Below are 25,403 nucleotides of genomic sequence, written 5' to 3'. Positions count from 1 at the left end.
ACAAGTTCCCCCAAGAGCCACAAAGAAGGTAGGACACCGTGAACCCGGTTATCAAAAAATTCCAGTTCGGTCAGTCGACCGTTACCCTCGAGACAGGCCGTATCGCCCGTCAAGCCTCCGGCGCAGTGCTGGTTACCGTTGACGACGACGTTACCGTTCTGGTGACCGTTGTTGGCGCCAAGACCGCTGACCCGAGCAAAGGCTTCTTCCCTCTTTCCGTTCACTACCAGGAAAAGACTTACGCTGCCGGTAAGATCCCTGGCGGTTTCTTCAAGCGCGAAGGCCGTCCTTCCGAGAAAGAAACCCTGACTTCCCGACTGATCGACCGTCCGATCCGTCCGCTGTTCCCAGAAGGCTTCATGAACGAAGTGCAGGTTGTCTGCACCGTCGTTTCCACCAGCAAAAAGACCGATCCGGACATCGCTGCGATGATCGGTACTTCGGCTGCCCTGGCGATCTCCGGCATTCCTTTCGATGGTCCGATCGGCGCAGCCCGCGTTGCGTTTCACGAAAGCACCGGCTACCTGCTGAACCCGACTTACGAGCAACAGAAAGCCTCGAGCCTGGACATGGTCGTCGCCGGTACCTCGGAAGCCGTGTTGATGGTTGAATCGGAAGCCAAAGAGCTGACCGAAGACCAGATGCTGGGTGCCGTACTGTTCGCGCACGACGAGTTCCAGGCCGTTATCAAGGCCGTCACCGAGCTGGCCGCAGAAGCTGCCAAGCCAACCTGGACCTGGGCTCCACAAGCTGAAGCCACCGAGCTGCTGGGCGCCATCCGCTCCGAGTTCGGCGCTGCCATCTCCGACGCCTACACCATCACTGTCAAGGCCGACCGTTACGCTCGTCTGGGCGAGCTGAAGGATCAGGTTGTCGCCAAGCTGTCCGGTGAAGAAGGCCAGCCTTCCGCCAGCGACGTTAAAGCGGCTTTCGGTGAAATTGAATACCGCACCGTTCGCGAAAACATCGTTAACGGCAAGCCACGTATCGACGGTCGTGACACCCGCACCGTACGTCCGCTGAACATCGAAGTTGGCGTTCTGCCAAAGACTCACGGTTCGGCGCTGTTCACCCGTGGTGAGACTCAGGCTCTGGTCGTCGCGACCCTGGGCACCGCCCGTGACGCCCAATTGCTGGACACCCTGGAAGGCGAGAAAAAAGACCCGTTCATGCTGCACTACAACTTCCCACCGTTCTCGGTAGGTGAGTGTGGTCGCATGGGTGGCGCTGGTCGTCGCGAAATCGGTCACGGCCGTCTGGCCCGTCGTTCGATCGCAGCCATGCTGCCTGCCGCTGACGTGTTCCCGTACACCATCCGTGTTGTCTCGGAAATCACCGAGTCCAACGGTTCCAGCTCCATGGCGTCCGTTTGCGGTGCTTCCCTGGCGCTGATGGATGCTGGTGTGCCGATGAAGGCACCGGTTGCCGGTATCGCCATGGGTCTGGTTAAAGAAGGCGAGAAGTTCGCCATCCTGACCGACATCCTGGGTGACGAAGACCACCTGGGCGACATGGACTTCAAAGTAGCCGGTACCGCCAAAGGTGTGACCGCGCTGCAGATGGACATCAAGATCAAGGGCATCACCGAAGAGATCATGGAAATCGCCCTGGGCCAAGCCCTGGAAGCGCGCCTGAACATCCTCGGCCAGATGAACCAGATCATTGGTCAGTCGCGTACCGAGCTGTCGGAAAATGCTCCGACCATGATCGCGATGAAAATCGACACCGACAAAATCCGTGATGTCATCGGTAAAGGCGGCGCGACTATCCGTGCGATCTGCGAAGAGACCAAGGCTTCGATCGACATCGAAGACGATGGCTCGATCAAGATCTTCGGCGAAACCAAGGAAGCGGCTGAAGCAGCACGTCAGCGCGTACTGGGCATCACCGCAGAAGCCGAGATCGGCAAGATCTACGTGGGTAAGGTTGAACGCATCGTCGACTTCGGTGCATTCGTCAACATCCTGCCGGGCAAGGACGGTCTGGTTCACATCTCCATGCTGAGCGACGCTCGCGTTGAGAAAGTGACCGACATCCTGAAAGAAGGCCAGGAAGTGGAAGTGCTGGTGCTGGACGTGGATAACCGCGGCCGTATCAAGCTGTCCATCAAGGACGTAGCAGCAGCCAAGGCTTCGGGCGTTTAATCGCCCCAAGCGTTCAGCTGAAAAAGAGGACTCTTCGGAGTCCTTTTTTTATGCCTGGGGGAAAATGTCGGGAAATCAGCCGCTTAGCAAAATCCAAAAGCCGCAACTTGCATGCAGAGGCGGGGGCTTTCATGCAAGATGCACGATTCCGAAAATTAGCTGTTTTCTTAACTCATTGTTTTATAAGGATTTAATCGCCGTTCACGACTTGGCACACTGCCTGCAATATCCCTGTTAACGCTGCAGCATCAAGGTTTACGCACTGCAGATTTTTAATAAAACAGGAGTTACTCGTATGAAGAAGTTCGCTCTCGCTACTGCTACCGCTCTGACCCTGGCCATGGGTGCTAACGTTGCCTTTGCTCAGACTTCCCAAGCGCCAATGACCCTTGCAGCTGGTGAAGCTACCAAGGCCAAGGAAGCTACTTCTGACACTTGGATCACCACCAAAGTTAAAGCCGACCTGTTGACCGAAAAAGGCATTCCAGGTTCTGACATTAAGGTTGAAACCAACAAAGGCGTGGTTTCCCTCTCTTCGGATGTAGCTATCTCGGACGCGCAAAAAGAGACTGCCGTAGCTATCACCAAGAAAATCAAAGGTGTAACTGCCGTATCGGCTGATGGCCTGCTGGCTGGCGGCGCGACCAAGGCTGACAACGTCGACAAAACCAAAAGCGCAGCTGCAGGTGCCAAAGAGTCCACTTCGGACACTTGGATCACCACCAAAGTAAAAGCTGACCTGGTTACTGAGAAAGGCATTCCTGGTACCGACATCAAAGTCGAAACCAACAAAGGCGTAGTGTCCCTGTCTTCGACCGCACCGGTCACTGAAGCTCAGAAAACTACCGCGGTGAACATCACCAAGAAAATCAAAGGCGTTAAAGCTGTATCGGCCGATGGCCTGAAAGCAGAGTAACGCACCCGTTTCGTCTGGACTGGACGGCGGCGGCTTAGGGTGAGTTAGATATCCACCTGATGCACCTCTGGAGTTCATGCGACCGACCACACGGATGTGGTCATTACAGGCCCCGGCACTTGTGTTGGGGCCTGTTCTATTGTGGGTCGGATACATTTTGTAGGTTTATGAAGATCAAATGTGGGAGCGGGCTTGCTCGCGAATACAGCGTTTCAGTCGACAATATTGTGACTGACACTCCGTATTCGCGAGCAAGCCCGCTCTCACTTTCAGATGTGTATGGGGGCCGGTTTACTCGGCATCCAGATGCATCGGTGTCACCACCCGCCCATCCTTCTCTGCCTGCCCCAGGTTGGCATCGATGAAGTACACCCGGTCATCCTCCAACTGTCCTTTATCCACCAGGTAGTCCTTGATGGTGCTGGCACGGTCCTGGCCGAGTTGGCGCAGCAGCACGTCACTGCTACTCCAGAACTTGATCACGCCGTCACGAAGCTTCGTGCTACGGTCATCGCTGCTCAGGTCTTTCCATTCGGCCGGTGGTTGTTGTTTCAGGCGAGTGCGGTAGATGCCTTCCAGCAATGGCGCTTTTTCCTTCTCGGGGACGACAAGCAACGATGCCTGGGCCGGCACCTTGTCTCCACGCCGCTGAAGAATCTTGTAGTAGTTGTACTGGTATTCACGCTCCAGTCGTTGGGCCGCCAGGATTGGTCCATCGCTGCTGGCCGCCGCTGTGCCTTCGATCTCCAGGCGCAGGGTAGGGCGTTCTTTCAGAGCTTTGGCCAACGTGTTCAGGGCGCCTTCAGCATCCTTGTTCAGTTCGCTGGAGCCAGCGGCGAACGATACGTTGCCAAGGTCTTCCGAGCCGCCGCCCGTCACCAGACCACCAATAAACTTGAACGGCGCCGTCGCTGCACGCACCACCAGGTTGCGCAGGGTCTGCCAGACAATTGGCATCACGCTGAACTGCGGGTTATTCAGGTCACCCGTCACCGGCAGTTCGATCGAGATTTTGCCGTCAGTGTCCTTGAGCAACGCGATTGCCAGGCGAATCGGCAAGTCCACGGCATCGGCGCTGTCGACTTTTTCACCCAGTTGCAATTGTTCGACCACCACTTTGTTCTCGGCCTTCAGTTGGCCTTTGGTGATCACGTAGTGCAGGTCGAGGTTCAGTCGACCCTTGCGGATACGGAAACCGGCGAACTTGCCGGAGTAGGGCGTCAAGGTGGTCAGCTCTACGCGTTTGAAGCTTGTTGCGATATCCAGCGACGCCATCGGGTCGAATGGGTTCACACTGCCCTTTATGGTCACCGGCGCATAACGGTCAACCTTGCCTTTGATATCGACGCTGGCCGGTTTGGCCTGGCGACTGTCGATGGTGCCGATCTGCCCGTTGAGCTGTTGAATCGCCGTCGCGAAGTTAGGCGTAAGGCTGAAGTCGGCAAAGTTGGCCGAACCGTCGTTGATCGCGATCTGGCCGATACGAATGCCCAACGGCTTTTCCTTGCTGGCGGGCTTGGGTGTTTTGTCAGCAGGTTGTGGAATCAACAGGTCATCAACGTTGGTGGTGCGGTCATCGTTGATCATGAAACGTGCATAGGGCTGCAGCAGGTTGACCTTGTCGATCGACAGGCTGTCGCCGTGCTGATAGTTCACGCCTTCGAGCACCAGGCGTTGCCATTTGAGGAAGTCGCGGGTCTTGAGGGTATCCAGGGTGTGCAACTGGTCAACCTGTGCCCGGCCCGTAACCTGGAGCTTCAAGGGATCAGTGCTTTTCAGGTTCACATCGAGATTGCTGCCGAGCATGCCGCTACGCAGTTCCAGGCGGATGAACGGGCTGATATAGGACTGGGCGACCCGCAGGTCGATGTCCTGGGTATTCACTTTCAACTTGGCGCTGACCGGGTTGAGGTTGACCTCGCCGGTCGCCTGAACCTTGCCCTGCTTGCCCAGGCCCGTGTCGACTTTCAACGTGAATGGGCTCTGGTTGAGGCTATCGAAGTTCTGCACATCGACGTTCAGCGGGCCGACTTCCAACGCGACCGCCGGCTTGGCCTGACGGTCAGCCAGGTGCACCTGATAGTTGCGCAGTTGCACGTCCTTGAGCAGCACTTGCCAAGGCTTGCCTGGCGCGACGGGTTCAGCTTTTGGCGAGTCGGCGGTGGCGGGTGCATTTTTGGGCTCGGACGCCGAGTCCGGTTTGCTGGGTTGGCTGGCAAACAGTTTCTGCCAGTCCAATTGCCCATCCGCTTCGAGCGCCGCCCAGGTTTCCAGTTTGTTGCTGCGGATCTTGCCAACGATAACCTGCTGTTTGGCGAGGTCTACCGTCGTTTCGCTGACGTCCAGGCGCTCCAGGCGCACCAAGGGGCGGCCGTCAGGCGCCTTGATGGCAAACGGCGCGATGCTGGCGGCGGTGTTGGTGAGGTTCAGTTCGGTCTCTTTGGCCAGGCTGAACTTGTACGCGGTGCTGAAGTTGAGCACGCCGTCTTCCAGTACCAAGGGCAGTGCGTCGCGTACGTAGGGCCACCAGGCTTTCATCTTGCCATCGGTGACTTTCAATGTGCCCTCGGAAGTCATCGGCACCAGGCTGAAATTACCTTTCCAGTCGATCTGCCCGCCTTCAGGCCCGGCTGCCACCAACGTCATATCGGCGTTGTCTTCAGGCAGGGTACTGAGGTTCTTCAGCTCGAAGTCGAGCTTGTCGTAGAGGAATTCGATGGGCTCGCTGGGGCGCAAGTCTTCAAAATGCACATAGCCGCCGGCCAGCTTGATGCTGTCTATGCGCAGCGGAAACGGCTTGGCATTCGGATCGGTCGGGGTCGGCTCGCTGGGCGGCAATTTGAACAACTGCGCGAGGTTCAATTGGCCGGACTTGTCGAAGAGCAGCTCGGTCTTGGGTTTGTCCAGTTGTATATCTGCCAGGTGCAGGGCGCGGGTCCAGAGGCTGTCGATCTGCAGGTTGGCGTAGAGGCGTTCGAATCCCAGCTGTTCCTTGCCTGGGTCACCGATTTTCAACCCCCATGCTGTCACTTCCAGGCTGAACGGATTGAGCTCGATCCGCTCGATCCGCGCCGGCACCGTGGCGTAATTGGCCAGTTGCTGGTTGGCAATGCGCAGCGCGACACCAGGGAGAATCAGGAAGCCCAGCAAGCTGTACAGGGCGAGTGCGGTCAACAAGGCGCCAGCGGCGCGAATCAATCCTTTGGGCATGGGGCGGCGCCATCTATGTCAATCAGGAGTGCCTTGGAGTATGGCACGGGTTTTCGGTTCCGAAGAACGGGTCCTTTGGGAAACGTCTTACAGCTGCAGTATCAAGGTTTTCAGCGGTGGCTGTTGATCCTGCGAGGGAAAGTCCGCACCTGGCGTCATGACTTTCCAGTCACGCACGGGACGTCCGGCCTTTTCTGCGCAACGCAACACGTGTTCACGCCAGTCTTCCATGCTGACTTTTGCCAAGTTGTTGCAGCAGATCAGCACACCGTTATCAGCTGTTGCCAGCAGCGCGGGCTTGAGCAGGCTCTGGTAGTCGCGCAGCAGGTCGACGGTGCCGAACGCGCTCTTGGCCCAGGCTGGCGGATCGAGCAGCACCAGATCGTATTGACGTTGCTCCAGGCGCGGATAACTGGGCAGCTTTTGCCCGCGGCGCTGGGTGATCGGCAGGCCGGCCAGTTGGCGAATTGCCGGGAAGTAGTCGGACTGTACGAATTCCATGGTCGGCAACTGCGGGTTCAGCAAGCCGTTTTCACGACCGACCGCCAGGTTGCCCTCGGCAAAGTCCAGGTTGCACACCTCACGCGCACCCCCGGCGGCCGCGCTCAGGCCTACGCCGCAGGTATAGGCGAACAGGTTCAGCACACTTTTGCCGGCACTGTGGGCCTTGACCCAGCCACGGGTGTTACGCAAATCAAGGAACAGCAGTGGGTCTTGCCCGGCATGGCGCCCGCGCACGCGGTAATTGAGGCCCCACTCGTGGCCTACCAGGTCTTCCAGTGCAGCGGGCTCGGCACGATAAACCGTGTCGTCGCGGTCAATGCGCGAGTTGCCACGGGAACGGTCGTTGTAGACCAGCAACAACTCCAGGCCCAAGCACTGGTTGACCTGTTGATGCAGGTCCAGCAGTTCTGCGGTTTCCAGGGGGTGGTGGAAGCTCTGTACGAGTAATTGCGGGCCGTAGCGGTCGACGGTCAGGCCGCCGGCGCCTTCCTGGCTGCCATGGAACAGGCGGTAGCAGTCGCTGCCTTGGGCGTGCAGCTCATTGATCAGGTCTTGGCGATGATCGAGGGCGGCGCGCAGCGCCTGATGCAGAGGAGACATGGAGCGCGCCTTGCTGGGGAAATGAGGGCGCGAAGTTTAACAGCTATGCGCCGTCGCCTACATCAACCCCATCCGCCGATGGGCCCGTTGCACTGAACCGTTGCGCATCGCCCAGCGCAGCATCGGCGCACTGCGCCTGACCCCGGCACGGATCATCTGGCGTTGCAGTGGGTGCTGGTGCTGGTCGAGCATGGTGCTGGCCCAATCCGGCAGCAGATCGATCCCGGCCTGCATCATCAGGCTGCCAAAGGGTTTGGCCAGCAGGCTGGGGGAGGGTGCATTCAAAAGCAACCGCAGCACTTCTCGGCTGCGCTCGTCGCACAGTAATTGCGGGCGGATACGTGCCAGATAATCCGAAACTTCCTGCCGAGAGCGCGGAACATGCCGCGCGCCCAACTGTTCGGCAACCAGGGCAATTTCACTGTAGTAACGGTCCTGGTCCCGACCTGAAAGACGCGGGTTGCGATAGCGCAGGTGAGCAGCGAGAAAATTACTGACCTCCGCCACATGCACCCAGGTCAGCAATTCCGGGTCGCTGGCCGCATAAGGCCGACCATCCGGAGCATGGCCGACGACCTGCAGGTGAATGGTGCGGACTTTTTCGATCAGCCATTCAGCGTCTTTGCGCGAACCAAAAGTCGTACCCGAGATGAATTGCGAGGTACGCCGCAAGCGCCCGAGCATGTCCTGACGAAAGTTCGAGTGGTCCCACACGCCCGCCAGGGCCAATGGATGCAAGGCTTGCAGCATCAAGGCGCTGATGCCGCCGATGAGCATGCTGCTGAAGTCGCCATGGACCTGCCAACTCACCGAATCGGGCCCGAACAGGCCGGGGTCGCCCTTGGGGTTTTCCAGGTCCAGTTGGCCCAGCGACAGGCCGGTCAGGCTCATCAACTGGGTTTCGATGCGGCTGCGGATAAATTCCATGGCGACTCAGGTTTTCCTATCGGTTCAAGCGTTTGTCGATCAAGCCCTCTACGACATTCGGATCGGCGAGGGTCGAGGTATCACCCAGGCTGTCGAGTTCGTTGCAGGCGATCTTGCGCAAAATCCTGCGCATGATCTTGCCGGAGCGGGTTTTCGGCAAGGCCGGGGCCCATTGGATCAGTTCCGGCTTGGCAAAGCTGCCGATTTCCTTACTGACCAACTCCAGCAGGTGCCTTTTCAACGCATCGTCGGGTTCCACCCCATTCATGGGGGTCACAAAGGCATAGATGCCCTGGCCTTTGACGTCATGGGGGTAGCCCACCACAGCGGCCTCTGCCACCAGGTCATGCAGCACCAGGGCGCTTTCCACTTCGGCGGTGCCGATACGGTGGCCGGACACGTTGATCACATCGTCGATGCGCCCGGTGATCCAGTAGTCGCCGTCTTCATCACGCCGTGCGCCGTCACCAGTGAAGTAGTAGCCGGGGTAGGGCTTGAAATAGGTGTCGATCATGCGCTGAGGGTCACCATACACACTGCGGATCTGCCCTGGCCAGCTCGCTTTGATCGCCAGCACGCCACTGCCGGCGCCGCTGAACTCTTTACCCTGTTCGTCCAGCAATACGGGCTGTACGCCAAACATTGGCTGAGTCGCGCAGCCGGGCTTGATGCGCTGCGCGCTGACCAAGGGGCTGAGCATGATGCCGCCGGTCTCGGTCTGCCACCAGGTATCCACAATCGGGCAGCGCTGTTCGCCGACGGCGTTGAAGTACCAGTCCCAGGCTTCCGGGTTGATCGGTTCGCCGACGCTGCCCAATAGGCGCAGGCTGGCGCGGGACGTGTTTTCCAGCGGCGCGTGGCCTTCACGCATCAACGCCCGCAAGGCGGTGGGCGCGGTGTAGAAAATATTGACCTTGTGCTTGTCGATCACCTGCCAGAAGCGTGAGCTGTCCGGGTAGCTCGGTACGCCTTCGAACATCAGTGAGGTTGCGCCATTGGCCAGCGGGCCGTACACAATGTAACTGTGGCCGGTGACCCAGCCCACGTCGGCGGTGCACCAGAACACTTCGCCATCGCGGTAGTCGAGCACGTATTTGAAGGTCATCGCGGCTTGCAGCAGGTAGCCGCCGGTGGTGTGCAGCACGCCTTTGGGTTTGCCGGTGCTGCCGGAGGTGTAGAGGATGAACAACGGGTCTTCGGCATCCATGGGCTCGGGCGGGCAGTTGTCGCTTGCCGCATCCAGGGCCTGTTGATACTTGAGGTCGCGGCCTTCGCTCCAGTTGACGGTCGCTCCGGTACGCTCCACCACCAGCACCGTGCTCACGTTCGGGCAACTGGCCAGGGCTTTGTCGACGTTCTGCTTAAGTGCCACCGGCTTGCCGCCGCGCACGCCTTCATCAGCGGTGATCACGGTGCGGCAGTCGGCGTCTTGAATGCGGTCGCGCAGGGCGTCCGGCGAGAAGCCACCAAATACCACGGAATGCACCGCGCCAATCCGCGTACAGGCGAGCATGGCGTAGGCGGCTTCGGGGATCATCGGCATGTAGATGCACACCCGGTCGCCTTTCTTTACGCCACGGCTTTTCAGCACATTGGCCAGGCGGCTGACGTTCTGGTGCAGTTGGCGGTAGGTGATTTTGCAAGACTTTGCAGGATCATCGCCTTCCCAGATGAAGGCCGGCTGCTCGGCGCGTTGCGCCAGGTGGCGGTCGATGCAGTTGTAGCTGACGTTCAGTTGGCCGCCGGCAAACCAATGGGCGGCGCCGGTGTTGATGTCTGAGCGTTGAACGGTGTGCCACGGGGTTATCCAGTCGAGAAAGCCTTTGGCCTGTTCGGCCCAGAAGGTATCCGGCTGTTCGATGGATTGGCGATAGAGGCGCTTATAGTCCTCTTGACTGAGTTGCGCAGCCCGACGGACGGCATCGGCGGTGGGGAACGTGCTGATATCGAACATGAGCAATCCTTATTCTTGTTTTTGCGACAAGTCATAAAGATGCACCCTGCACGGTGAGGGTTCAAGGCCAACGTCCAAACGGATGTTGGCCTTGCGATACCTGGATCAGCCGCGGTGACGACCGCGGAAGTAGTTGATCAGGCCCTGGGTCGAAGCATCCTCGGCCGAGGTTTCTTCGGCGCCGGTCAGGCGGTTGTAGACGCCCTTGCCCAGCTCTTTACCCAGTTCCACACCCCATTGGTCGAACGCGTTGATACCCCAGATCACGCTCTGCACGAACACTTTGTGCTCATACATCGCGACCAGCGCACCCAGGCGACGCGGGCTGATGCGCTCAACCACAATGGTGTTGCTCGGGCGGTTGCCCGGAATCACCTTGTGCGGTGCCAGCTTCTGCACGTCTTCTTCCGGGATGCCCTTGTCGCGCAGCTCGGCTTCGGCTTCAGCGCGGGTCTTGCCGAGCATCAGTGCCTGGCTCTGGGACAGGCAGTTGGCGTAGAGCCACTGATGGTGGTCGGACACCGGGTTGAAGCTGACGATCGGCACGATGAAGTCGGCCGGGATCAGTTGGGTCCCCTGGTGCAGCAACTGGTGATAGGCGTGCTGACCGTTGCAACCCACGCCACCCCAGATCACTGGACCGGTATCGGTCCCCACTGGGGTGCCATCCTGGCGCACGCTCTTACCGTTGGATTCCATGTCCAGCTGTTGCAAGTGTTTGGTAATGTTACGCAGGTAGTGGTCGTACGGCAGGATCGCATGGCTCTGCGCGCCCCAGAAGTTGCCGTACCACACACCCAGCAGGCCCAGCAGCACCGGCATGTTGGCTTCGAAGGGGGCGTTCTGGAAATGCTGGTCCATGGTGTAGGCACCGGACAGCAGTTCCTTGAAGTTGGACATGCCGATCGCCAGGGCGATTGGCAAGCCGATGGCCGACCACAGCGAGTACCGTCCGCCAACCCAGTCCCACATCGGGAAGATGTTTTCTTCACGGATACCAAAGGCCACCGCCGCCGCGTTATTGCTCGATACGGCGATGAAGTGGCGGTACAGCTCGGCTTCCGAGCCACCCTGGGCCAGGTACCAGGCGCGAGCGGCCTGGGCGTTTTTCAGGGTTTCCAGGGTGTTGAAGGATTTCGACGAAACGATGAACAGCGTGGTCTCGGCGCGCAGCTTCATGGTCAGCTCATGGAACTCGCTGCCGTCAATGTTCGCCAGGTAATGGCAGCGCACGCCTTTGTGGGCGTAGGACAACAGCGCTTCGGAGACCAGCTCCGGACCGAGGAACGAGCCACCGATACCGATGTTCACCACGTCGGTGATCGGCTTCTCGGTGTAGCCACGCCACAGGCCGTCGTGGATGCGGCCGACCAGGTCAGTGATCTGGTTCAGCACCTTGTGCACGTCCGGCATGATGTTCACGCCGTTCACCGACAGCTTGTCGCCCACCGGGCGGCGCAGGGCGGTGTGCAGGGCCGGGCGGCCTTCGGAGGAGTTGACCGGCTCACCGGCATACAGCGAGTTGATCGCGTCTTTGAGGCCGACTTCTTCGGCGAGGCCCACGAGCAGGTCGCGGGTTTCGCTGGTGATCAGGTTTTTCGAGTAATCGAGGAAAAGTCCGCAGCTGCTCAGGGTGAACTGGGAAAAACGCTGTGGATCGGCATTGAACGCTTCGCGCATGCTGAAATCCTGCATGGCTTGGCGATGTTGATTGAGCGCTTGCCAGGCGGGCATAGCGGTAACGTCATGAGGGGTGCGGTAGTACGCCATCGCTGCGGGTTTCCTTTTATTACGGGGACTGCCTTTAGGACACTTCTAAGCCCGGAACGTCCAGTCTTTCATCAAGCAATGGGTTCCGGACAGCGCTAACCATAGCGCAGGGCGATTACATTAAACCTAGCGTGTCGATATGTCTTGGCTTTGTCTGCGCTCAGGCCGGTACTTTTTTATACCGGCACTTTTTATTTACGCAACGAGGAGGGCAATTTGGAGCGGGTCAGTCGAGGGTCAGGTGCAGATTGTCGATGAGTCGGGTGGCGCCCAGATAAGCGGCTACCAGTATCACGATATCCCGGTCCTCGGCCGTGGCCGGGCGCAAATGCACGCCCTGGCGCACTTCGAGGTAGTCCAGGCGCAGCCCGGCGGCTTCGATCTGCTGGACCTGTTCGGCACGCAGCTTGGCAAAGTCGTGGTCACCGGCTTTGATCGCTGCACCGATCTGGCTGAGGCAGCGGTACAGCACCGGCGCAATGGCCCGTTGTTCGTCGGAGAGGTAGCCGTTGCGCGACGATAGCGCGAGACCGTCGTCGGCGCGTACGGTGGGCTCGCCAATGATTTGGATCGGCATGTTCAGGTCATGAACCATGGCGCGGATCACCGCCAGTTGCTGGTAATCCTTCTGGCCAAATACCGCCATGTCCGGCTGGACCATATTGAACAGCTTGCTGACCACCGTCGCCACGCCTTCGAAGTGCCCCGGACGGCTGGCGCCGCACAGGCCTTCAGACAGTTGCGGCACGCTGACACGGGTCTGGCCGGTCATGCCGCCGGGGTACATTTCCTCGACGGTGGGCGCGAATAACAGGTTGCAGCCGGCTTGCAGCAGCTTTTCCTGGTCGGCTGCCAGCGTGCGCGGATACTTGTCCAGGTCTTCGCCGGCGCCAAACTGCAACGGGTTGACGAAGATGCTGGCGACTACGAAATCCGCCTGCTGGGCGGCCTTGGTCACCAAAGTGGCATGGCCGCTGTGCAGGTTGCCCATGGTCGGCACAAAGCCAATGCGCTTGCCGGCATTGCGGGCGTGGGTCACAGCGGCCCGCAGTTCACGTACGGTTTTTACGGTGTTCATGCAGAAAATCCGTGTTCGGCGCCAGGGAAGGTCACCGCTTTGACTTCGGCGACGTAGGCACTCAGTGCGGCGTGAATGCTGTCCTGGCCGGCCATGAAGTTCTTCACGAACTTCGGCACACGGCCGCTGATCGACAGGCCGAGCATGTCGTGCAATACCAGCACCTGGCCATCGGTGGCCGAGCCTGCGCCAATGCCGATCACCGGTACCTTCACCGCCTGAGTAATTTCTGCCGCCAGCTCGCTCGGCACGCATTCGAGCAGGATCATTGCCGCGCCCGCCTGTTCCAGGGCGATGGCATCCGCGCGCATCTGCCGCGCCTGGGCCTCATTGCGGCCTTGTACCTTGTAGCCGCCGAGGATGTTCACCGACTGTGGCGTCAGGCCCATGTGCGCACACACCGGCACGCCGCGTTCCGCCAGCAGGCGGATCGACTCGGCCAGCCACACTGCGCCTTCAACTTTGATCATGTGCGCACCGGCTTGCATCAGCTTGCCGGCATTCTGGAACGTCTGTTCGAGCGTCGCGTAACCCATGAACGGCAGGTCGGCGATGATGAAGGCACCATCGTTGCCGCGCTTGACGCTGGCGGTGTGGTACGCAAGTTCATCGGTGGTGACGGGCAGGGTGCTGTCATTCCCTTGAAGAACCATGCCCAGGGAGTCGCCCACCAGCAGCACTTCAACACCCGCCTGGCAACTGGCGTGGGCGAAGGTGGCGTCATAGCAGGTCAGCATGGTGATTTTTTCACCTTTGAGCTTGAGGCTCTGCAAGGTGGTCAGGGTAATGTCTGGCATGAAAAGGGTCCTCGTTCAGGCGCTTGGAAACAGCGAGTAACGCGCGTGAGTCTTCGTTTATACAGGCGCACCGTCTTGAGAGCAGTGCTTATAAGGCCTGGATTGCGCCCTTTAGCGCCGGGTTGGCGGCAGCGGGACGCCTATAGTCGTGAGGAGGGCACGGGAAGTCAATTGGATGTGTTACCGCATTGTTACGATGGCGGTGTTACCGCTGTTACTGACGCGATTCAGCAAGTGGGAAAGCGATTTTGAGTGCGCAGGTGATCGAAATGTGGGAGCTGGCAAGCCAGCTCCCACATTGAGCGAGTCAGTCTTGGGGCAGGCGTTCCAGGCCGACAAACGGGCAGGCGGCCAGCACTTCGCTGAGCGTCTGCCCGTTGGGCAGTTGCAGCGCGACGGGCGCCAGTTCAGCCAGCGGATACAGCACAAACGCCCGCAGGTGCATTTGATAGTGCGGCACCTTGAGGCGCGGCTCGTCGATCAGGCGATCGCCAAACAACAGGATGTCCAGGTCGAGCGTGCGTGGGCCCCAGCGCTCAAGGCGTTCGCGGCCTTGGTCGTTCTCGATGGCTTGCAGCGCATCCAGCAACTCCAGGGGCGCAAGGTTGCTGTCCAAGGCAGCAACCGCATTGGTATAGCGCGGTTGGCCTGGGAGCAGGGAGTCACTTTGATAAAAGGCGGAGACGCCGGCGACGGTGGTGCCTGGCAATCGTGCCAGTGCTTCGACAGCGCTGCGCAATTGCTGAGCCGGGGCAGCCAGGTTGCTGCCCATGCCGATGTAGATGCGTTCCACGTTTATTCGCCCGCAGCGCCCGAGGCGTCAGCCGAACTGCGCTTGCGTTTGGTGCCGCTGCGACGACGCTTCTTAGGGCCGGCGCCTTCGCCATCGCCTTTGCTGCCGAGCTCACGAATCATGTCGCGGCGCCCGCTGTCATTGGCGTCCTGGTAATCGGTCCACCATTCGCCCAGGCCGTCGGTCTGCTCGCCGGCACTTTCGCGCAGCAGCAGGAAGTCGTAGCCGGCGCGGAAGCGTGGGTTGTCCAGCAACAGGTCAGCGCGTTTGCCGCTGCGGCGTGGCAGACGCTCCTGCATGTCCCAGATCTCGCGGATCGGCATGGTGAAGCGTTTCGGGATGGCGATGCGCTGGCACTGCTCGGCGATCAACTCATGGGCGGCTTCCTGCATGGCCGGGATCGGCGGCATGCCACGTTCCTGCAAGCGCAGTACGCGTTTGGGCAAGGCTGGCCACAACAGCGCTGCAAACAGGAACGCCGGGGTGACCGGCTTGTTCTGCTTGATGCGCAGGTCGGTGTTGATCAGCGCTTCGCTGATCAGGGTGTGGGTGTACGTCGGGTTGTATTCCAAAGCCTCGGCGCTGGCCGGGAACAGCGGGTCGAACAACTGCAGATCCACCAGCATTTCAAAGGTGTCGGCGGCATAACCCGAGAGGAATAGTTTGAGCACTTCTTCGAACAGGCGCGCCGAGGGGATCTCTCGCAGCATCGGGGCCAGTTCGCGAATCGGCGCGGCGGTATGGCGCTCGATGCCGAAGTTCAGCTTGGCAGCAAAACGCACGGCCCGCAGCATGCGTACCGGGTCTTCCTGGTAGCGCTGGACGGGGTCACCGATCAGGCGGATCAGGTTGTTGCGAATGTCGTGTACGCCATTGGCGTAATCGAGGATGCGCTCGCTGACCGGGTCGTAATACAGGGCGTTGATGGTGAAGTCGCGGCGTTGCGCGTCTTCTTCCAGGGTGCCGTAAACGTTGTCGCGCAGGATGCGCCCGCTTTCGTTGCGGGAGGACTGATTGGTGTCTTCCTCTTCATCGTTTTGCGGATGGCCGGCACGGAACGTCGCGACTTCGATGATTTCGCGACCGAAGTGAATATGCACCAGCTTGAAGCGTCGGCCGATGATCCGCGCATTGCGGAATTCGGCACGCACTTGCTCAGGCGTGGCGCTGGTGGCGACGTCGAAGTCCTTGGGTGTGATATTGAGCAGCATGTCGCGAACGCACCCGCCCACCAGATAAGCCTGGTAGCCGGCGTTCTGCAAACGTTCGACGATGTTCACGGCGTAACGGCTGAATTGAGCGCGTTGCAGCGAATGTTGGCTGCTGTTGAGCACTTCAGGCGTGCTGCGTTTGTGTTGCGTACGACGCAAGGGAGAACGGAATGACTGGAACAACTTCTTCAGCATGGGATGCACTGTTTGAAGGAATGTTCGGCCATAACGAAGAATGACCGCATGATGGGCGGGGATTCTAGCATTTAGTCAGGGGATGGTGTAGGAACAAGCTGCAGGCATTGCGCCGTAAGCGTTGAAAGGTCAAATCGCAGAAACTACAAGGGGAGCCGAAGCTCCCCCAGAAGTAGTTGCGTGCTCTATTTTTATTATTGGTTTCGGGCTTCTTGTTTTTGTTGATCGCCCTCGCCATGAAGTTTCACCTTCATGACACTCCCAATCGGGAGTCAAGAGCAAACGGATTGCTTTGGTCGCTGTGTTGCTGATCTACGATCCAACCAGTTCAGGCTCTGCCTTAGGGCAGTTTTTGTTGTTCTCGGCCTGGTTGCGGGGCAAGCCCCAAATGCAACGCCTCTCCAAAAGAATCAATTAGCTGCGCCTCCGCCGTGTTGTTTTTGTTATGCGTGAGTCGATTCGTCTTATTTTTATTGTCTTGTACAAAGCTTGTTATTGTTTTTGTACTAAGCATATAGCAGGGTGCGTGCCAACTTTTGCGCCGCCCAGTAAAAACAGGGGGTTGAGGTGGTTTCGGGTTTTTGACGGACCAAAAAAAGCCGGGGCTTCGTTACCGTAAGCCCCGGCTTTTGTTACGCGAAATATCCGCGGTAACAGTTTTTTCACCTCTGTGGGTGTTACCTGTGGGGGCGCCCCCTCAACTCTCGCTGGCGACTCCGGTCTTGCGTCGAGGAATGCCCAGGCGCTGGCGGCGTTCCCACAGGCATTTACGGCTCACGCCCAGTTTGCGCGCCAGCTCGGTCTCGGTCATATGGTCCTGATGCTCAAGGACAAAATGCTGGAAGTAATCCTCCAGTGACAGATCCTCAGTCGGCTCATGGCTGGTATTGCTACCGCCCTGTGAGGGCGCCAGGCCGATGAAATCATCGTCCTCCAGGTCACTCAGCTCGATATCGATGCCCAGCAGCTCGGCGGAAATTTCCGGGCTTTCGGACAGGATCACCGCACGTTCAACCGCGTTTTCCAGCTCGCGCACGTTACCAGGCCACGAATAATGCCGAATCGCCTGCTCAGCGTCCGGCGCAAACTTCAGGTCGGTACGGTTGATGCGTGCGCTCTGGCGCAGCAGGAAGGCGTGGGCGATCTCGTTGACGTCGGCGCCACGTTCACGCAGGGCCGGCAGCTTGAGGGCGATCACGTGCAGGCGGTAATACAGGTCTTCACGGAACTGGCCGATCTTGGCCAGGCTCTTGAGGTCGCGGTGGGTCGCCGCGATCAGGCGCACATCGACCTTTTGCGATTGCACCGAGCCTACCCGGCGGATTTCACCTTCCTGAAGCACACGCAGCAACCGCGCTTGTGCTTCCAGCGGCAGTTCGCCGATCTCATCGAGGAACAGCGTGCCGCCGTCCGCCGCTTCCACCAGGCCCGCACGCCCGGCGCTTGCACCGGTAAACGCGCCTTTCTCGTGGCCGAACAGTTCGGACTCGATCAGGGATTCGGGGATCGCCGCGCAGTTCACCGAGATCATCGGCGCCTTGGCGCGTTTGGACAGATTGTGCAGCGCGCGGGCCACCAGCTCTTTACCGGTGCCCGACTCGCCCTGGATCAAGACATTTGAGTCAGTCGGCGCGACTTTGCGGATCTTGCCGTACAGGTCCTGCATCGGTGGGCAGGAGCCGATGATGCCGATCTCGCCGTTGCTGTTGTCGACGCCTGGTTTGTCGGCGGCTTTTCCCGCCGGACGTTGCTCGGCGGGCGCACTGCTGGCCGACTGGCGGTCCCGCAGGATGCGGGCCACGGCCTGAAGCATCTCGTCATGGTCGAAAGGCTTGGCGATGTAGTCCACCGCGCCCATCTTCATGGAGTCCACTGCCGAGCGCAGGCTGGCGTAGCTGGTCATGATCAGCACCGGGGTGCCCTGGCCAAGCTTGATCAACTCGGTGCCAGGCGCGCCAGGCAGACGCAGGTCACTGACAATCAGGTCGAACGTGGGAATGCTGAAACGCTCCTGGGCTTCCTGCACCGAGCCGGCTTCGCTGACTTGGTACTGATTACGTTCAAGCAGGCGACGCAAGGCAGAGCGGATGATGGTTTCGTCTTCGACGATCAAAATGTGCGGCATTGATTCAATTCTCTCGACGGTCTCAGTTCACAGCGGACGTCGCTTCGACATGACGCGGCAAGGTCACCCGAATACGGGTGCCGCGTTGGCTTTCGGTGTCAGCCGGGCTGTCGATGGTGATTTGTCCATAATGCTCTTCAACGATGGAATAGACCAGTGCAAGGCCCAGACCGGTACCTTCACCTGGGTCCTTGGTGGTGAAGAAGGGTTCGAACAATCGGTCCATGATGTTCTGTGGAATACCGCTACCTTCATCTTCGACGATCAGATCGACCGTATGTTCGAAAGCCTCGGTCTTGACGCGTACCGCGCCGCCGGCCGGGGTGGCGTCACGGGCGTTGGACAACAGGTTGATCAGCACTTGTGCCAGGCGCTGTGAGTCGCCATCGACCCAATGGTCGGGGTCGCACAAGTTGAAAAACTGTACTTCGAAATTGCGCCGGTTCAAGGCCAGCAGCCCAATGGCATCCTGCGCCACTTCGGCCAGGCAGACGGCTTCGTCCTGGTTCTGGTGCGCGCCGGCGTGGGCGAAGCTCATCAACGACTGCACGATGCGTGAAACACGCTTGGTCTGTTCGAGGATCTGCCCGCTGATCTCGGTGATTTCGCCATCTTCTTCGCGCTCTTCCCGCAGGTTCTGCGCCAGGCAAGCGATACCGGTGATCGGATTGCCGATTTCATGGGCCACACCCGCCGCCAGTCGGCCGATGCTCGCCAGGCGCTCGGAGTGCACCAGCTTGTCTTCGAGCATCTGGGTGTCGGTCAGGTCTTCCACCAGCAACACCAAGCCGCTGTTACCGGGCGCCAAAGGCTCGTCGATAGCGGCTTTGTGCAGGTTGAGCCAACGGGTCTGGCCGTCGAGCGCCAGGTGCTGTTTGTGCAAGTGTTCGTCGGGCAGGTTGATGAAGCCTTGCAGCAACTCTTTCCAGGGATCGCCCAAGGTATTGAGGCGCGAACCGACCACGCGCTGCGCGGCAATGCCGGTGAGCTCTTCCATGGCCTTGTTCCACATCAGGATCTCCTGATCCTTGGCCAGGGAGCACACGCCCATCGGCAATTCCTGCAGGGTCTGGCGGTGGTAGCGGCGCAAGGCATCGAGTTCGGCGGCGAGGCCAGTAAGGCGTGAGTGGTAATCCTCCAGTCGGCTTTCGATGAAATGGATGTCTTCGGTCACGTAGTTTTCGCCGCCGGCCTTGTAAGGCAGGAAGGTTTCCACCATGTCCTGGGACACGCTCGGTCCCATCAGCCCGGACAGGTTGGCTTCAATGCGGTCACGCAGACGGCGCAGCGCGTACGGGCGCCGTTCATCGAACGGCAGATAGAGATCGCGCAGCGCCTGCTCGACTTCCTTCTGCGCCGCTTTTGCGCCCAGTGGCTTGGCCAGTTGCGTGGCGAATTCCTGGGGGGAAGCCGCATGCAATTCGCGTCGCTGTGGGCGGCGTACGTTATCCACCGCGCAGGCCTCGGCGGCGCTGGTTTCTTCCGGACTGGCGTTGGTGAACAGCGAGATCAGGGTGAACATCAAGACGTTGGCGGCCAGGGAAGCAATCGCGGCCATGTGCCAACTGGTGTCATCCAGCACGTAGATCATGTTCAGCAATGGGATGTAGAAGCCTTGCAGGTTGCCGACCAGCGGTAACAGCATGGTCACGACCCACACCAGGATCCCCGCCAGCAACCCGGCGATGAAACCGCGGCGATTGGCGGTCGGCCAATACAGCACCGACAGCACGCCCGGCAGGAACTGCAAGGTCGCGACAAACGCGACGATGCCGAGGTTGGCCAGGTCTTGGCCTGCGCCCAGCAACAGGTAGAACCCGTAGCCGGCCATGATGATTGCGACGATCAGCGCGCGGCGTGTCCATTTCAGCCAGCGGTAGATATTGCCTTCGGCCGGCGGCTGATACAGCGGCAGCACCAGATGATTGAGCGCCATGCCGGAAAGTGCCAGGGTTGTGACGATGATCAGTCCGCTGGCCGCTGACAAGCCACCGACATAAGCCAGCAGCGCCAAGGCCGGGCTGTTGGCGGCGATGCCGATGCCGAGGGTGAAGTATTCAGGGTTGGTGGTGGCGCCCAGCTTCAAGCCTGCCCACAGGATCAGCGGCACCGCCAGGCTCATCAACAGCAGGAATAACGGCAAGCCCCAACTGGCACTGACCAGCGAGCGCGGGTTGAGGTTTTCGGTGAAGGTCATGTGGTACATGTGCGGCATCACGATGGCCGAGGCGAAGAACACCAGCAGCAGCGTGCGCCATGGGCCTTCCTGCAATGGGGTGTGCAGGGCGGCGAGGGCGGTCTGGTTTTGCAGCAGCCACAGTTCCAACTGCTGCGGGCCATCGAATACGCCGTAAAGCGCATACAGGCCGACGCCGCCAATGGCGATCAGCTTGATCACTGACTCAAAGGCAATCGCAAACACCAGGCCTTCATGTTTTTCACGGGTGGCGATATGGCGCGAGCCGAAGAAAATCGTGAACAGCGTGATCAGCGCACAGAAGGCCAGGGCGACGCGGTGTTGCACCGGCTCACGGGTCAGGATGCTGATGGAGTCGGCCACCGCCTGGATTTGCAGGGCCAGCAATGGCAATACGCCGATCAGCATGAAAATGGTGGTCAGCGCGCCGGCCCAGGTACTGCGAAAGCGGAAGGCAAACAGGTCGGCGAGGGATGACAGCTGGTAAGTACGGGTGATCTTCAGGATCGGGTACAGCAGCACCGGTGCCAGCAAAAAGGCGCCGGACACGCCTAGGTAACTGGACAAAAAGCCATAGCCGTACTGATAGGCCAGGCCCACAGTGCCATAGAACGCCCAGGCACTGGCGTATACGCCGAGGGACAGGGTGTAGGTCAACGGATGGCGAATGATCGCCCGCGGAATCATTCCGCGCTCACTGATCCAGGCCACCCCGAACAGCGCGGCCAGGTAGGCGGCGCTGATCAGCAGCATCTGGGTGAGGCTAAAGCTCATCGGCATCTTTTTGGCTCTGCAGGATGAAAGTCACGACGATCAGGATCAGCCACAGCAGATAAGGGCGGTACCAGGCGCCCGTGGCGTCGATCCACCAATCCATGATGGCGGGGGAGAACAGGTAGATCCCGACGACCAGCAGCAGGACCAATCGATAGATGTACATGTTGGCCTCTGTGTAAAAACGTGCGGCGATGGTAACGGATGCCGGGCAAGCTGCAAGCGCCTTCAGCTCAATTGCGCTTCGGCCAGCGTGAGTGTGCGCGGGATCCGGCTGGCATCCCAGTGCGCAATGCCCCAATCCAGCAGCTCCCGTGGGCTGGCGTGCAACAGCTCAGCGCCGGGTTGCTGGCCGAGGGCGCGCAGTGCTCTCAATAGCAAAGGCGTCGCCTGGTCGGGTGTCAGTGGCGGGGAGCGGTAGGATTTGCCCAACTTGTTGCCGTCCGGCTGAATAATCAGCGGCACATGCAGGTAGCGTGGTTGGCGCAGGCCCAGTAGTTCTTGCAGGTAAAGCTGGCGTGGCGTGGAGTCGAGCAGGTCGGCACCGCGCACGATGTCGGTCACACCTTGCCAGGCATCGTCGAGCACCACAGCCAATTGATAGGCATAAAGGCCGTCGCGGCGACGGATGACGAAGTCGCCTACATCGCGGCCCAGGTGCTGTCGGAATTCGCCTTGGACGCGGTCGGTAAAGTGGTACTCAAGTTCGGGAACGCGCAGACGGATGGCGGCGTCTTGCTGGGCGTGACCAACATTACGGCACAGGCCGGGGTAGATGCCGTTGTAAGGCTCCAGTTGTTTGCGTGAGCAGGTGCAGGCGTAGGCCAGGCCGTGGTTGAACAGGCCGTTCAGCACGTTGGCGTAGGCATCGTGCCGCTCGCTTTGTCGGACCAGTTCGCCGTCCCATTCAAAGCCATAGCTTTCCAGTGCGTGCAGGATTGCCGCCTGGGCACCGGGCTCTTCGCGGGGCGGGTCAAGGTCTTCCATGCGCATCAGCCAGCGGCCTTGGTTGGCGCGGGCGTCGAGGTAGGAGGCGAGGGCGGCGACCAGAGAACCGAAATGCAAATGGCCGCTGGGCGTGGGGGCGAAGCGCCCGATATAGGTAGAGGCTGTCATGGGCCGGATACTACTGGAAATTCGGTAAACGCCAGCAACAAAAATGGGGCGTTCGCACGCCCCATTCGTTCAGTTCGGCTGGATTACTTGCCGACCTGTTTTTCCTTGATTTCGGCCAAGGTCTTGCAGTCTACACAGAGGTCCGCGGTTGGGCGGGCTTCCAGGCGACGAATACCGATCTCGACACCGCAGGATTCGCACCAGCCGTATTCTTCGTCCTTGATCAGCTGCAGGGTCTTGTCGATCTTCTTGATCAACTTGCGCTCGCGATCACGGGCGCGTAGTTCAAGGGCGAACTCTTCTTCCTGGCTGGCACGATCGGCCGGATCAGGGAAGTTGGCTGCTTCGTCCTTCATATGGTCAACCGTGCGGTCGACCTCCTGCATCAAGTCCTGTTTCCACTTGTTCAGGATTTTGGTGAAGTGGTCGCGCATGGGCTCGCCCATGTACTCCTCACCTTTCTTTTCTACGTAAGGTTCGAAGCCGTTGAGGCCTTGAGTCTGCTGTTGCTTTGCTTGGGTGGACATGAATAGACCGCCTCTCACTCTTCTAATCCATTGCGCAGGATTGCAACGTCACCGACACCTGCCGGCCCTGCGGCTGCAAGCGGGCGAACTTACCAGATAGATTCGGGGTGCGCCACTCCCGGTTGTCGAGGCCCACGGCAATGGGGTTGCAAACTACGACAGCCCGCCGTTGCTGGGTATGTATTGCCTCAGCTTTAGATTTTAGTCGTTTTGCAGGCACTTGCCCGAACGCCACATGCCGCCGGGCAGGCAATAGAACATGTTTTACGGCGCGGGTTCGGTAGAATCCAGATTTTGTCCTCACCGTTAAGGAAGGCTAATGGCTCAGCCCTACAGTGCGCGCAGTCGCGCCATCGAACCTTTTCATGTCATGGCATTGCTGGCGCGGGCCAATGAGCTGCAAGCCGCTGGTCATGACGTGATCCACCTGGAAATCGGCGAGCCGGATTTCACCACCGCCGAGCCGATCATCAAGGCCGGCCAGGCGGCTTTGGCCAACGGCAAGACGCGTTATACCGCCGCCCGCGGCTTGCCGGAACTGCGCGAGGCCATCAGCGGTTTCTACCAGCAGCGCTACGGGCTGAACGTGGACCCCGAGCGTATCCTGATCACCCCCGGCGGTTCCGGCGCTTTGCTGCTGGCCAGCAGCCTGTTGGTGGATCCGGGCAAGCACTGGTTGCTCGCAGACCCCGGTTACCCGTGCAATCGTCATTTCCTGCGGTTGGTGGAGGGCGCGGCCCAACTGGTGCCAGTCGGCCCCGAAGTGCGCTACCAGTTGACCGCCGACCTGGTGGCCAAGCACTGGAATCAAGACAGTGTCGGCGCGCTCGTGGCGTCCCCGGCCAACCCGACCGGGACGATCCTCACGCGTGACGAATTGGCCGGGCTTTCCGCCGCCATCAAGGCGCGAAACGGCCACTTGGTCGTGGACGAGATTTACCATGGCCTCACCTACGGCACGGACGCGGCCAGCGTGCTGGAAGTCGACGACGAAGCATTTGTGCTGAATAGTTTTTCCAAGTATTTCGGCATGACCGGCTGGCGCCTGGGTTGGCTGGTGGCGCCCCCGGCCGCAGTGGGGGAATTGGAGAAACTGGCGCAAAACCTTTACATCAGTGCGCCAAGCATGGCCCAGCACGCGGCGTTAGCGTGTTTCACCCCGCAAACCCTGAGCATTCTTGAAGAACGTCGCGCTGAATTCGGCCGTCGTCGTGACTTCCTGCTGCCTGCCTTGCGCGAGTTGGGGTTTGGCATCGCCGTCGAGCCGGAAGGGGCGTTCTATTTGTATGCCGATATCAGCGCGTTTGGCGGTGATGCCTTCGCATTCTGTCGTCACTTCCTCGAAACCGAGCATGTGGCCTTTACCCCTGGCCTGGATTTTGGCCGCTTTAAAGCCGGTCATCATGTGCGCTTTGCCTACACGCAAAACCTCGACCGCCTGCAGGAGGCGGTGGAGCGAATCGCCCGTGGCTTACGGAGCTGGCAAGGCTGATGCGCTTTCATCCTCCTCTTGAAGAAGCCCGGCTGATTCGTCGCTATAAGCGCTTTCTCACCGATATCGAAACCGTCACCGGCGAGTTGCTGACCATTCATTGCCCCAACACCGGCTCGATGCTTAATTGCATGGTCGAAGGTGGGCAGGTCTGGTTCAGTCGCTCCAATGACCCCAAGCGCAAGCTCCCCGGCACGTGGGAGATTGCCGAAACGCCCCAGGGCCGACTTGCGTGCGTCAATACGGCACGCGCGAATCAGTTGGTCGAGGAGGCGTTGCGTGCGGGTGTAATCACCGAGCTCAATGGCTTTACCGCTTTGAAGCGCGAAGTGCCTTACGGTCAGGAGAAAAGCCGCATCGACTTTCGCCTGGACTATCCCGACGGTGCGGCCTACGTCGAAGTCAAAAGTGTAACCCTGGGTTTTGACGGTACCTCGATCGCCGCCTTCCCCGATGCAGTGACTCAGCGAGGCGCCAAGCATTTACGCGAGCTGGCCCATCTGGCGCGTGACGGTGTGCGTGCGGTGCAGTTGTATTGCGTCAATCTCTCGGGGATTGATGCCGTGCGCCCGGCGGTGGAGATTGATGCGGCCTATGCTGCGGCGCTGCGCGAAGCCGAAGCGGCAGGCGTGGAAGTGCTGGCCTATGGTGTGCGAGTGACCTGCGAAGAGATCTACGTGGACCGGCGATTGGACGTACTGCTCGACTAGAGTTCCACCCACAACCCCTGGGCGTCTTCGCGGCCGGGCAGGGCAGTAAGGCTTTGCCCGGCACACGGGCCGGCGATGCACTCGCCGCTCTCGATCAGGAACAGCGCGCCGTGGGTGGCACACTGGATCAGGCTGGCGCTGTCGTCGAGAAACCGGTTGGGCTGCCATTCCAGTGGGACGCCGCGATGGGGGCAACGGTTGATATAGAAGTAGGCAACACCGTCCCGGCGCACGGCCAACAATTTGCAACCATCGATTTCAAAGCCCAGGCTGCTGTCTGGCGCGAGGGTATCGGAGGAGCAGAGAAACTTCATTTCAATCCTTAAGTGCCTTGACGTTCAAATGCAAACAATTATCAAATGC

The 25,403-nt window shown here is 59.8% G+C and carries 19 protein-coding genes; 4 read left to right on the top strand and 15 right to left on the bottom strand.

Translation table 11 applies throughout. From position 1 onward, the window contains the following. Positions 1 to 38 precede the first annotated feature (38 nt). Entirely contained in the window at positions 39 to 2,144 is a 2,106-nt protein-coding gene (gene pnp / locus AC4PS7_RS24325) for a polyribonucleotide nucleotidyltransferase (protein WP_010206593.1), read from the top strand. Positions 2,145 to 2,439: 295 nt separating this feature from the next. Further along, on the top strand, positions 2,440 to 3,060 hold the full coding sequence (locus tag AC4PS7_RS24320; protein ID WP_010206591.1) for a BON domain-containing protein: 621 nt from the start codon (positions 2,440 to 2,442) through the stop codon (positions 3,058 to 3,060). Between the two features lie 291 nt (positions 3,061 to 3,351). On the opposite strand, the gene AC4PS7_RS24315 is transcribed toward AC4PS7_RS24320, so the two are convergent. The 14 genes from AC4PS7_RS24315 to dksA form a co-directional block, all read right to left on the bottom strand. Continuing rightward, positions 3,352 to 6,270 carry a DUF748 domain-containing protein gene (locus tag AC4PS7_RS24315; protein WP_305375328.1) on the bottom strand — a complete coding sequence of 973 codons (2,919 nt, stop codon included), beginning with the start codon at positions 6,268 to 6,270 and terminating at the stop codon, positions 3,352 to 3,354. An 87-nt stretch (positions 6,271 to 6,357) separates the two neighbouring features. Then, positions 6,358 to 7,374 (bottom strand): class I SAM-dependent rRNA methyltransferase, encoded by a 1,017-nt coding sequence (locus tag AC4PS7_RS24310; RefSeq protein WP_010206587.1) that lies wholly within the window; start codon positions 7,372 to 7,374, stop codon positions 6,358 to 6,360. Between the two features lie 57 nt (positions 7,375 to 7,431). Further along, positions 7,432 to 8,301, bottom strand: a complete 870-nt coding sequence (locus tag AC4PS7_RS24305) for an oxygenase MpaB family protein (protein WP_010206586.1) — start codon at positions 8,299 to 8,301, stop codon at positions 7,432 to 7,434. 16 nt (positions 8,302 to 8,317) lie between these two features. Beyond that, a complete protein-coding gene (acs, locus tag AC4PS7_RS24300) occupies positions 8,318 to 10,255 on the bottom strand; it encodes an acetate--CoA ligase (RefSeq protein ID WP_154847213.1) in 1,938 nt (645 codons plus the stop codon). Positions 10,256 to 10,360: 105 nt separating this feature from the next. Then, complete coding sequence (gene pgi / locus AC4PS7_RS24295; RefSeq protein WP_492179789.1) at positions 10,361 to 12,025, bottom strand: glucose-6-phosphate isomerase; 1,665 nt, start codon at positions 12,023 to 12,025, stop codon at positions 10,361 to 10,363. 226 nt (positions 12,026 to 12,251) lie between these two features. Continuing rightward, positions 12,252 to 13,103, bottom strand: a complete 852-nt coding sequence (gene panC, locus AC4PS7_RS24290; RefSeq protein WP_021492887.1) for a pantoate--beta-alanine ligase — start codon at positions 13,101 to 13,103, stop codon at positions 12,252 to 12,254. Further along, a complete protein-coding gene (gene panB / locus AC4PS7_RS24285; RefSeq protein ID WP_010206582.1) occupies positions 13,100 to 13,900 on the bottom strand; it encodes a 3-methyl-2-oxobutanoate hydroxymethyltransferase in 801 nt (266 codons plus the stop codon). The genes panC and panB overlap by 4 nt, the downstream gene beginning before the upstream one ends. Positions 13,901 to 14,207: 307 nt before the next feature. Further along, positions 14,208 to 14,693, bottom strand: a complete 486-nt coding sequence (gene folK, locus AC4PS7_RS24280; RefSeq protein WP_183703519.1) for a 2-amino-4-hydroxy-6-hydroxymethyldihydropteridine diphosphokinase — start codon at positions 14,691 to 14,693, stop codon at positions 14,208 to 14,210. A 2-nt stretch (positions 14,694 to 14,695) separates the two neighbouring features. Then, a complete protein-coding gene (locus tag AC4PS7_RS24275) occupies positions 14,696 to 16,099 on the bottom strand; it encodes a polynucleotide adenylyltransferase PcnB (protein WP_010206578.1) in 1,404 nt (467 codons plus the stop codon). A 697-nt stretch (positions 16,100 to 16,796) separates the two neighbouring features. Continuing rightward, complete coding sequence (locus AC4PS7_RS24270) at positions 16,797 to 18,224, bottom strand: sigma-54-dependent transcriptional regulator (protein ID WP_021492886.1); 1,428 nt, start codon at positions 18,222 to 18,224, stop codon at positions 16,797 to 16,799. Between the two features lie 22 nt (positions 18,225 to 18,246). Further along, a complete protein-coding gene (locus tag AC4PS7_RS24265; protein WP_021492885.1) occupies positions 18,247 to 21,201 on the bottom strand; it encodes a sensor histidine kinase in 2,955 nt (984 codons plus the stop codon). After that, entirely contained in the window at positions 21,185 to 21,361 is a 177-nt protein-coding gene (locus AC4PS7_RS24260; protein ID WP_003176118.1) for a hypothetical protein, read from the bottom strand. The genes AC4PS7_RS24265 and AC4PS7_RS24260 overlap by 17 nt, the downstream gene beginning before the upstream one ends. A gap of 62 nt (positions 21,362 to 21,423) precedes the next feature. After that, positions 21,424 to 22,311 (bottom strand): tRNA glutamyl-Q(34) synthetase GluQRS, encoded by an 888-nt coding sequence (gene gluQRS / locus AC4PS7_RS24255; protein ID WP_010206571.1) that lies wholly within the window; start codon positions 22,309 to 22,311, stop codon positions 21,424 to 21,426. Between the two features lie 83 nt (positions 22,312 to 22,394). Then, positions 22,395 to 22,838 (bottom strand): RNA polymerase-binding protein DksA, encoded by a 444-nt coding sequence (dksA, locus tag AC4PS7_RS24250; RefSeq protein ID WP_010206570.1) that lies wholly within the window; start codon positions 22,836 to 22,838, stop codon positions 22,395 to 22,397. A 319-nt stretch (positions 22,839 to 23,157) separates the two neighbouring features. Between dksA and AC4PS7_RS24245 the strand changes: the two genes are divergently transcribed. Both AC4PS7_RS24245 and sfsA read left to right on the top strand, forming a co-directional pair. Further along, positions 23,158 to 24,330, top strand: a complete 1,173-nt coding sequence (locus AC4PS7_RS24245) for a pyridoxal phosphate-dependent aminotransferase (RefSeq protein WP_021492883.1) — start codon at positions 23,158 to 23,160, stop codon at positions 24,328 to 24,330. After that, positions 24,330 to 25,040, top strand: a complete 711-nt coding sequence (sfsA, locus tag AC4PS7_RS24240) for a DNA/RNA nuclease SfsA (protein WP_010206568.1) — start codon at positions 24,330 to 24,332, stop codon at positions 25,038 to 25,040. Before AC4PS7_RS24245 ends, sfsA begins: the two co-directional genes overlap by 1 nt. Here sfsA and AC4PS7_RS24235 read toward each other — a convergent pair. Continuing rightward, positions 25,037 to 25,354 (bottom strand): Rieske (2Fe-2S) protein, encoded by a 318-nt coding sequence (locus tag AC4PS7_RS24235; RefSeq protein ID WP_010206567.1) that lies wholly within the window; start codon positions 25,352 to 25,354, stop codon positions 25,037 to 25,039. The two genes, sfsA and AC4PS7_RS24235, sit on opposite strands and share 4 nt — an antisense overlap. Positions 25,355 to 25,403: the final 49 nt, after the last annotated feature.

The sequence above is a fragment of the Pseudomonas sp. DW-iso3 genome (genome assembly GCF_058725305.1).
This window is presented reverse-complemented; position numbering and strand designations above follow the sequence as displayed.

Coding starts and splice junctions, on each gene's coding strand:
- dksA (WP_010206570.1), bottom strand. CDS start 22,838: ATGTCCACCCAAGCAAAGCAACAGCAGACTCAAGGCCTCAACGGCTTC.
- AC4PS7_RS24320 (WP_010206591.1), top strand. CDS start 2,440: ATGAAGAAGTTCGCTCTCGCTACTGCTACCGCTCTGACCCTGGCCATG.
- AC4PS7_RS24275 (WP_010206578.1), bottom strand. CDS start 16,099: ATGCTGAAGAAGTTGTTCCAGTCATTCCGTTCTCCCTTGCGTCGTACG.
- AC4PS7_RS24235 (WP_010206567.1), bottom strand. CDS start 25,354: ATGAAGTTTCTCTGCTCCTCCGATACCCTCGCGCCAGACAGCAGCCTG.
- panC (WP_021492887.1), bottom strand. CDS start 13,103: ATGAACACCGTAAAAACCGTACGTGAACTGCGGGCCGCTGTGACCCAC.
- AC4PS7_RS24270 (WP_021492886.1), bottom strand. CDS start 18,224: ATGCCGCACATTTTGATCGTCGAAGACGAAACCATCATCCGCTCTGCC.
- AC4PS7_RS24245 (WP_021492883.1), top strand. CDS start 23,158: ATGGCTCAGCCCTACAGTGCGCGCAGTCGCGCCATCGAACCTTTTCAT.
- pgi (WP_492179789.1), bottom strand. CDS start 12,025: ATGGCGTACTACCGCACCCCTCATGACGTTACCGCTATGCCCGCCTGG.
- gluQRS (WP_010206571.1), bottom strand. CDS start 22,311: ATGACAGCCTCTACCTATATCGGGCGCTTCGCCCCCACGCCCAGCGGC.
- AC4PS7_RS24260 (WP_003176118.1), bottom strand. CDS start 21,361: ATGTACATCTATCGATTGGTCCTGCTGCTGGTCGTCGGGATCTACCTG.
- AC4PS7_RS24265 (WP_021492885.1), bottom strand. CDS start 21,201: ATGCCGATGAGCTTTAGCCTCACCCAGATGCTGCTGATCAGCGCCGCC.
- AC4PS7_RS24310 (WP_010206587.1), bottom strand. CDS start 7,374: ATGTCTCCTCTGCATCAGGCGCTGCGCGCCGCCCTCGATCATCGCCAA.
- AC4PS7_RS24305 (WP_010206586.1), bottom strand. CDS start 8,301: ATGGAATTTATCCGCAGCCGCATCGAAACCCAGTTGATGAGCCTGACC.
- AC4PS7_RS24315 (WP_305375328.1), bottom strand. CDS start 6,270: ATGCCCAAAGGATTGATTCGCGCCGCTGGCGCCTTGTTGACCGCACTC.
- panB (WP_010206582.1), bottom strand. CDS start 13,900: ATGCCAGACATTACCCTGACCACCTTGCAGAGCCTCAAGCTCAAAGGT.
- acs (WP_154847213.1), bottom strand. CDS start 10,255: ATGTTCGATATCAGCACGTTCCCCACCGCCGATGCCGTCCGTCGGGCT.
- sfsA (WP_010206568.1), top strand. CDS start 24,330: ATGCGCTTTCATCCTCCTCTTGAAGAAGCCCGGCTGATTCGTCGCTAT.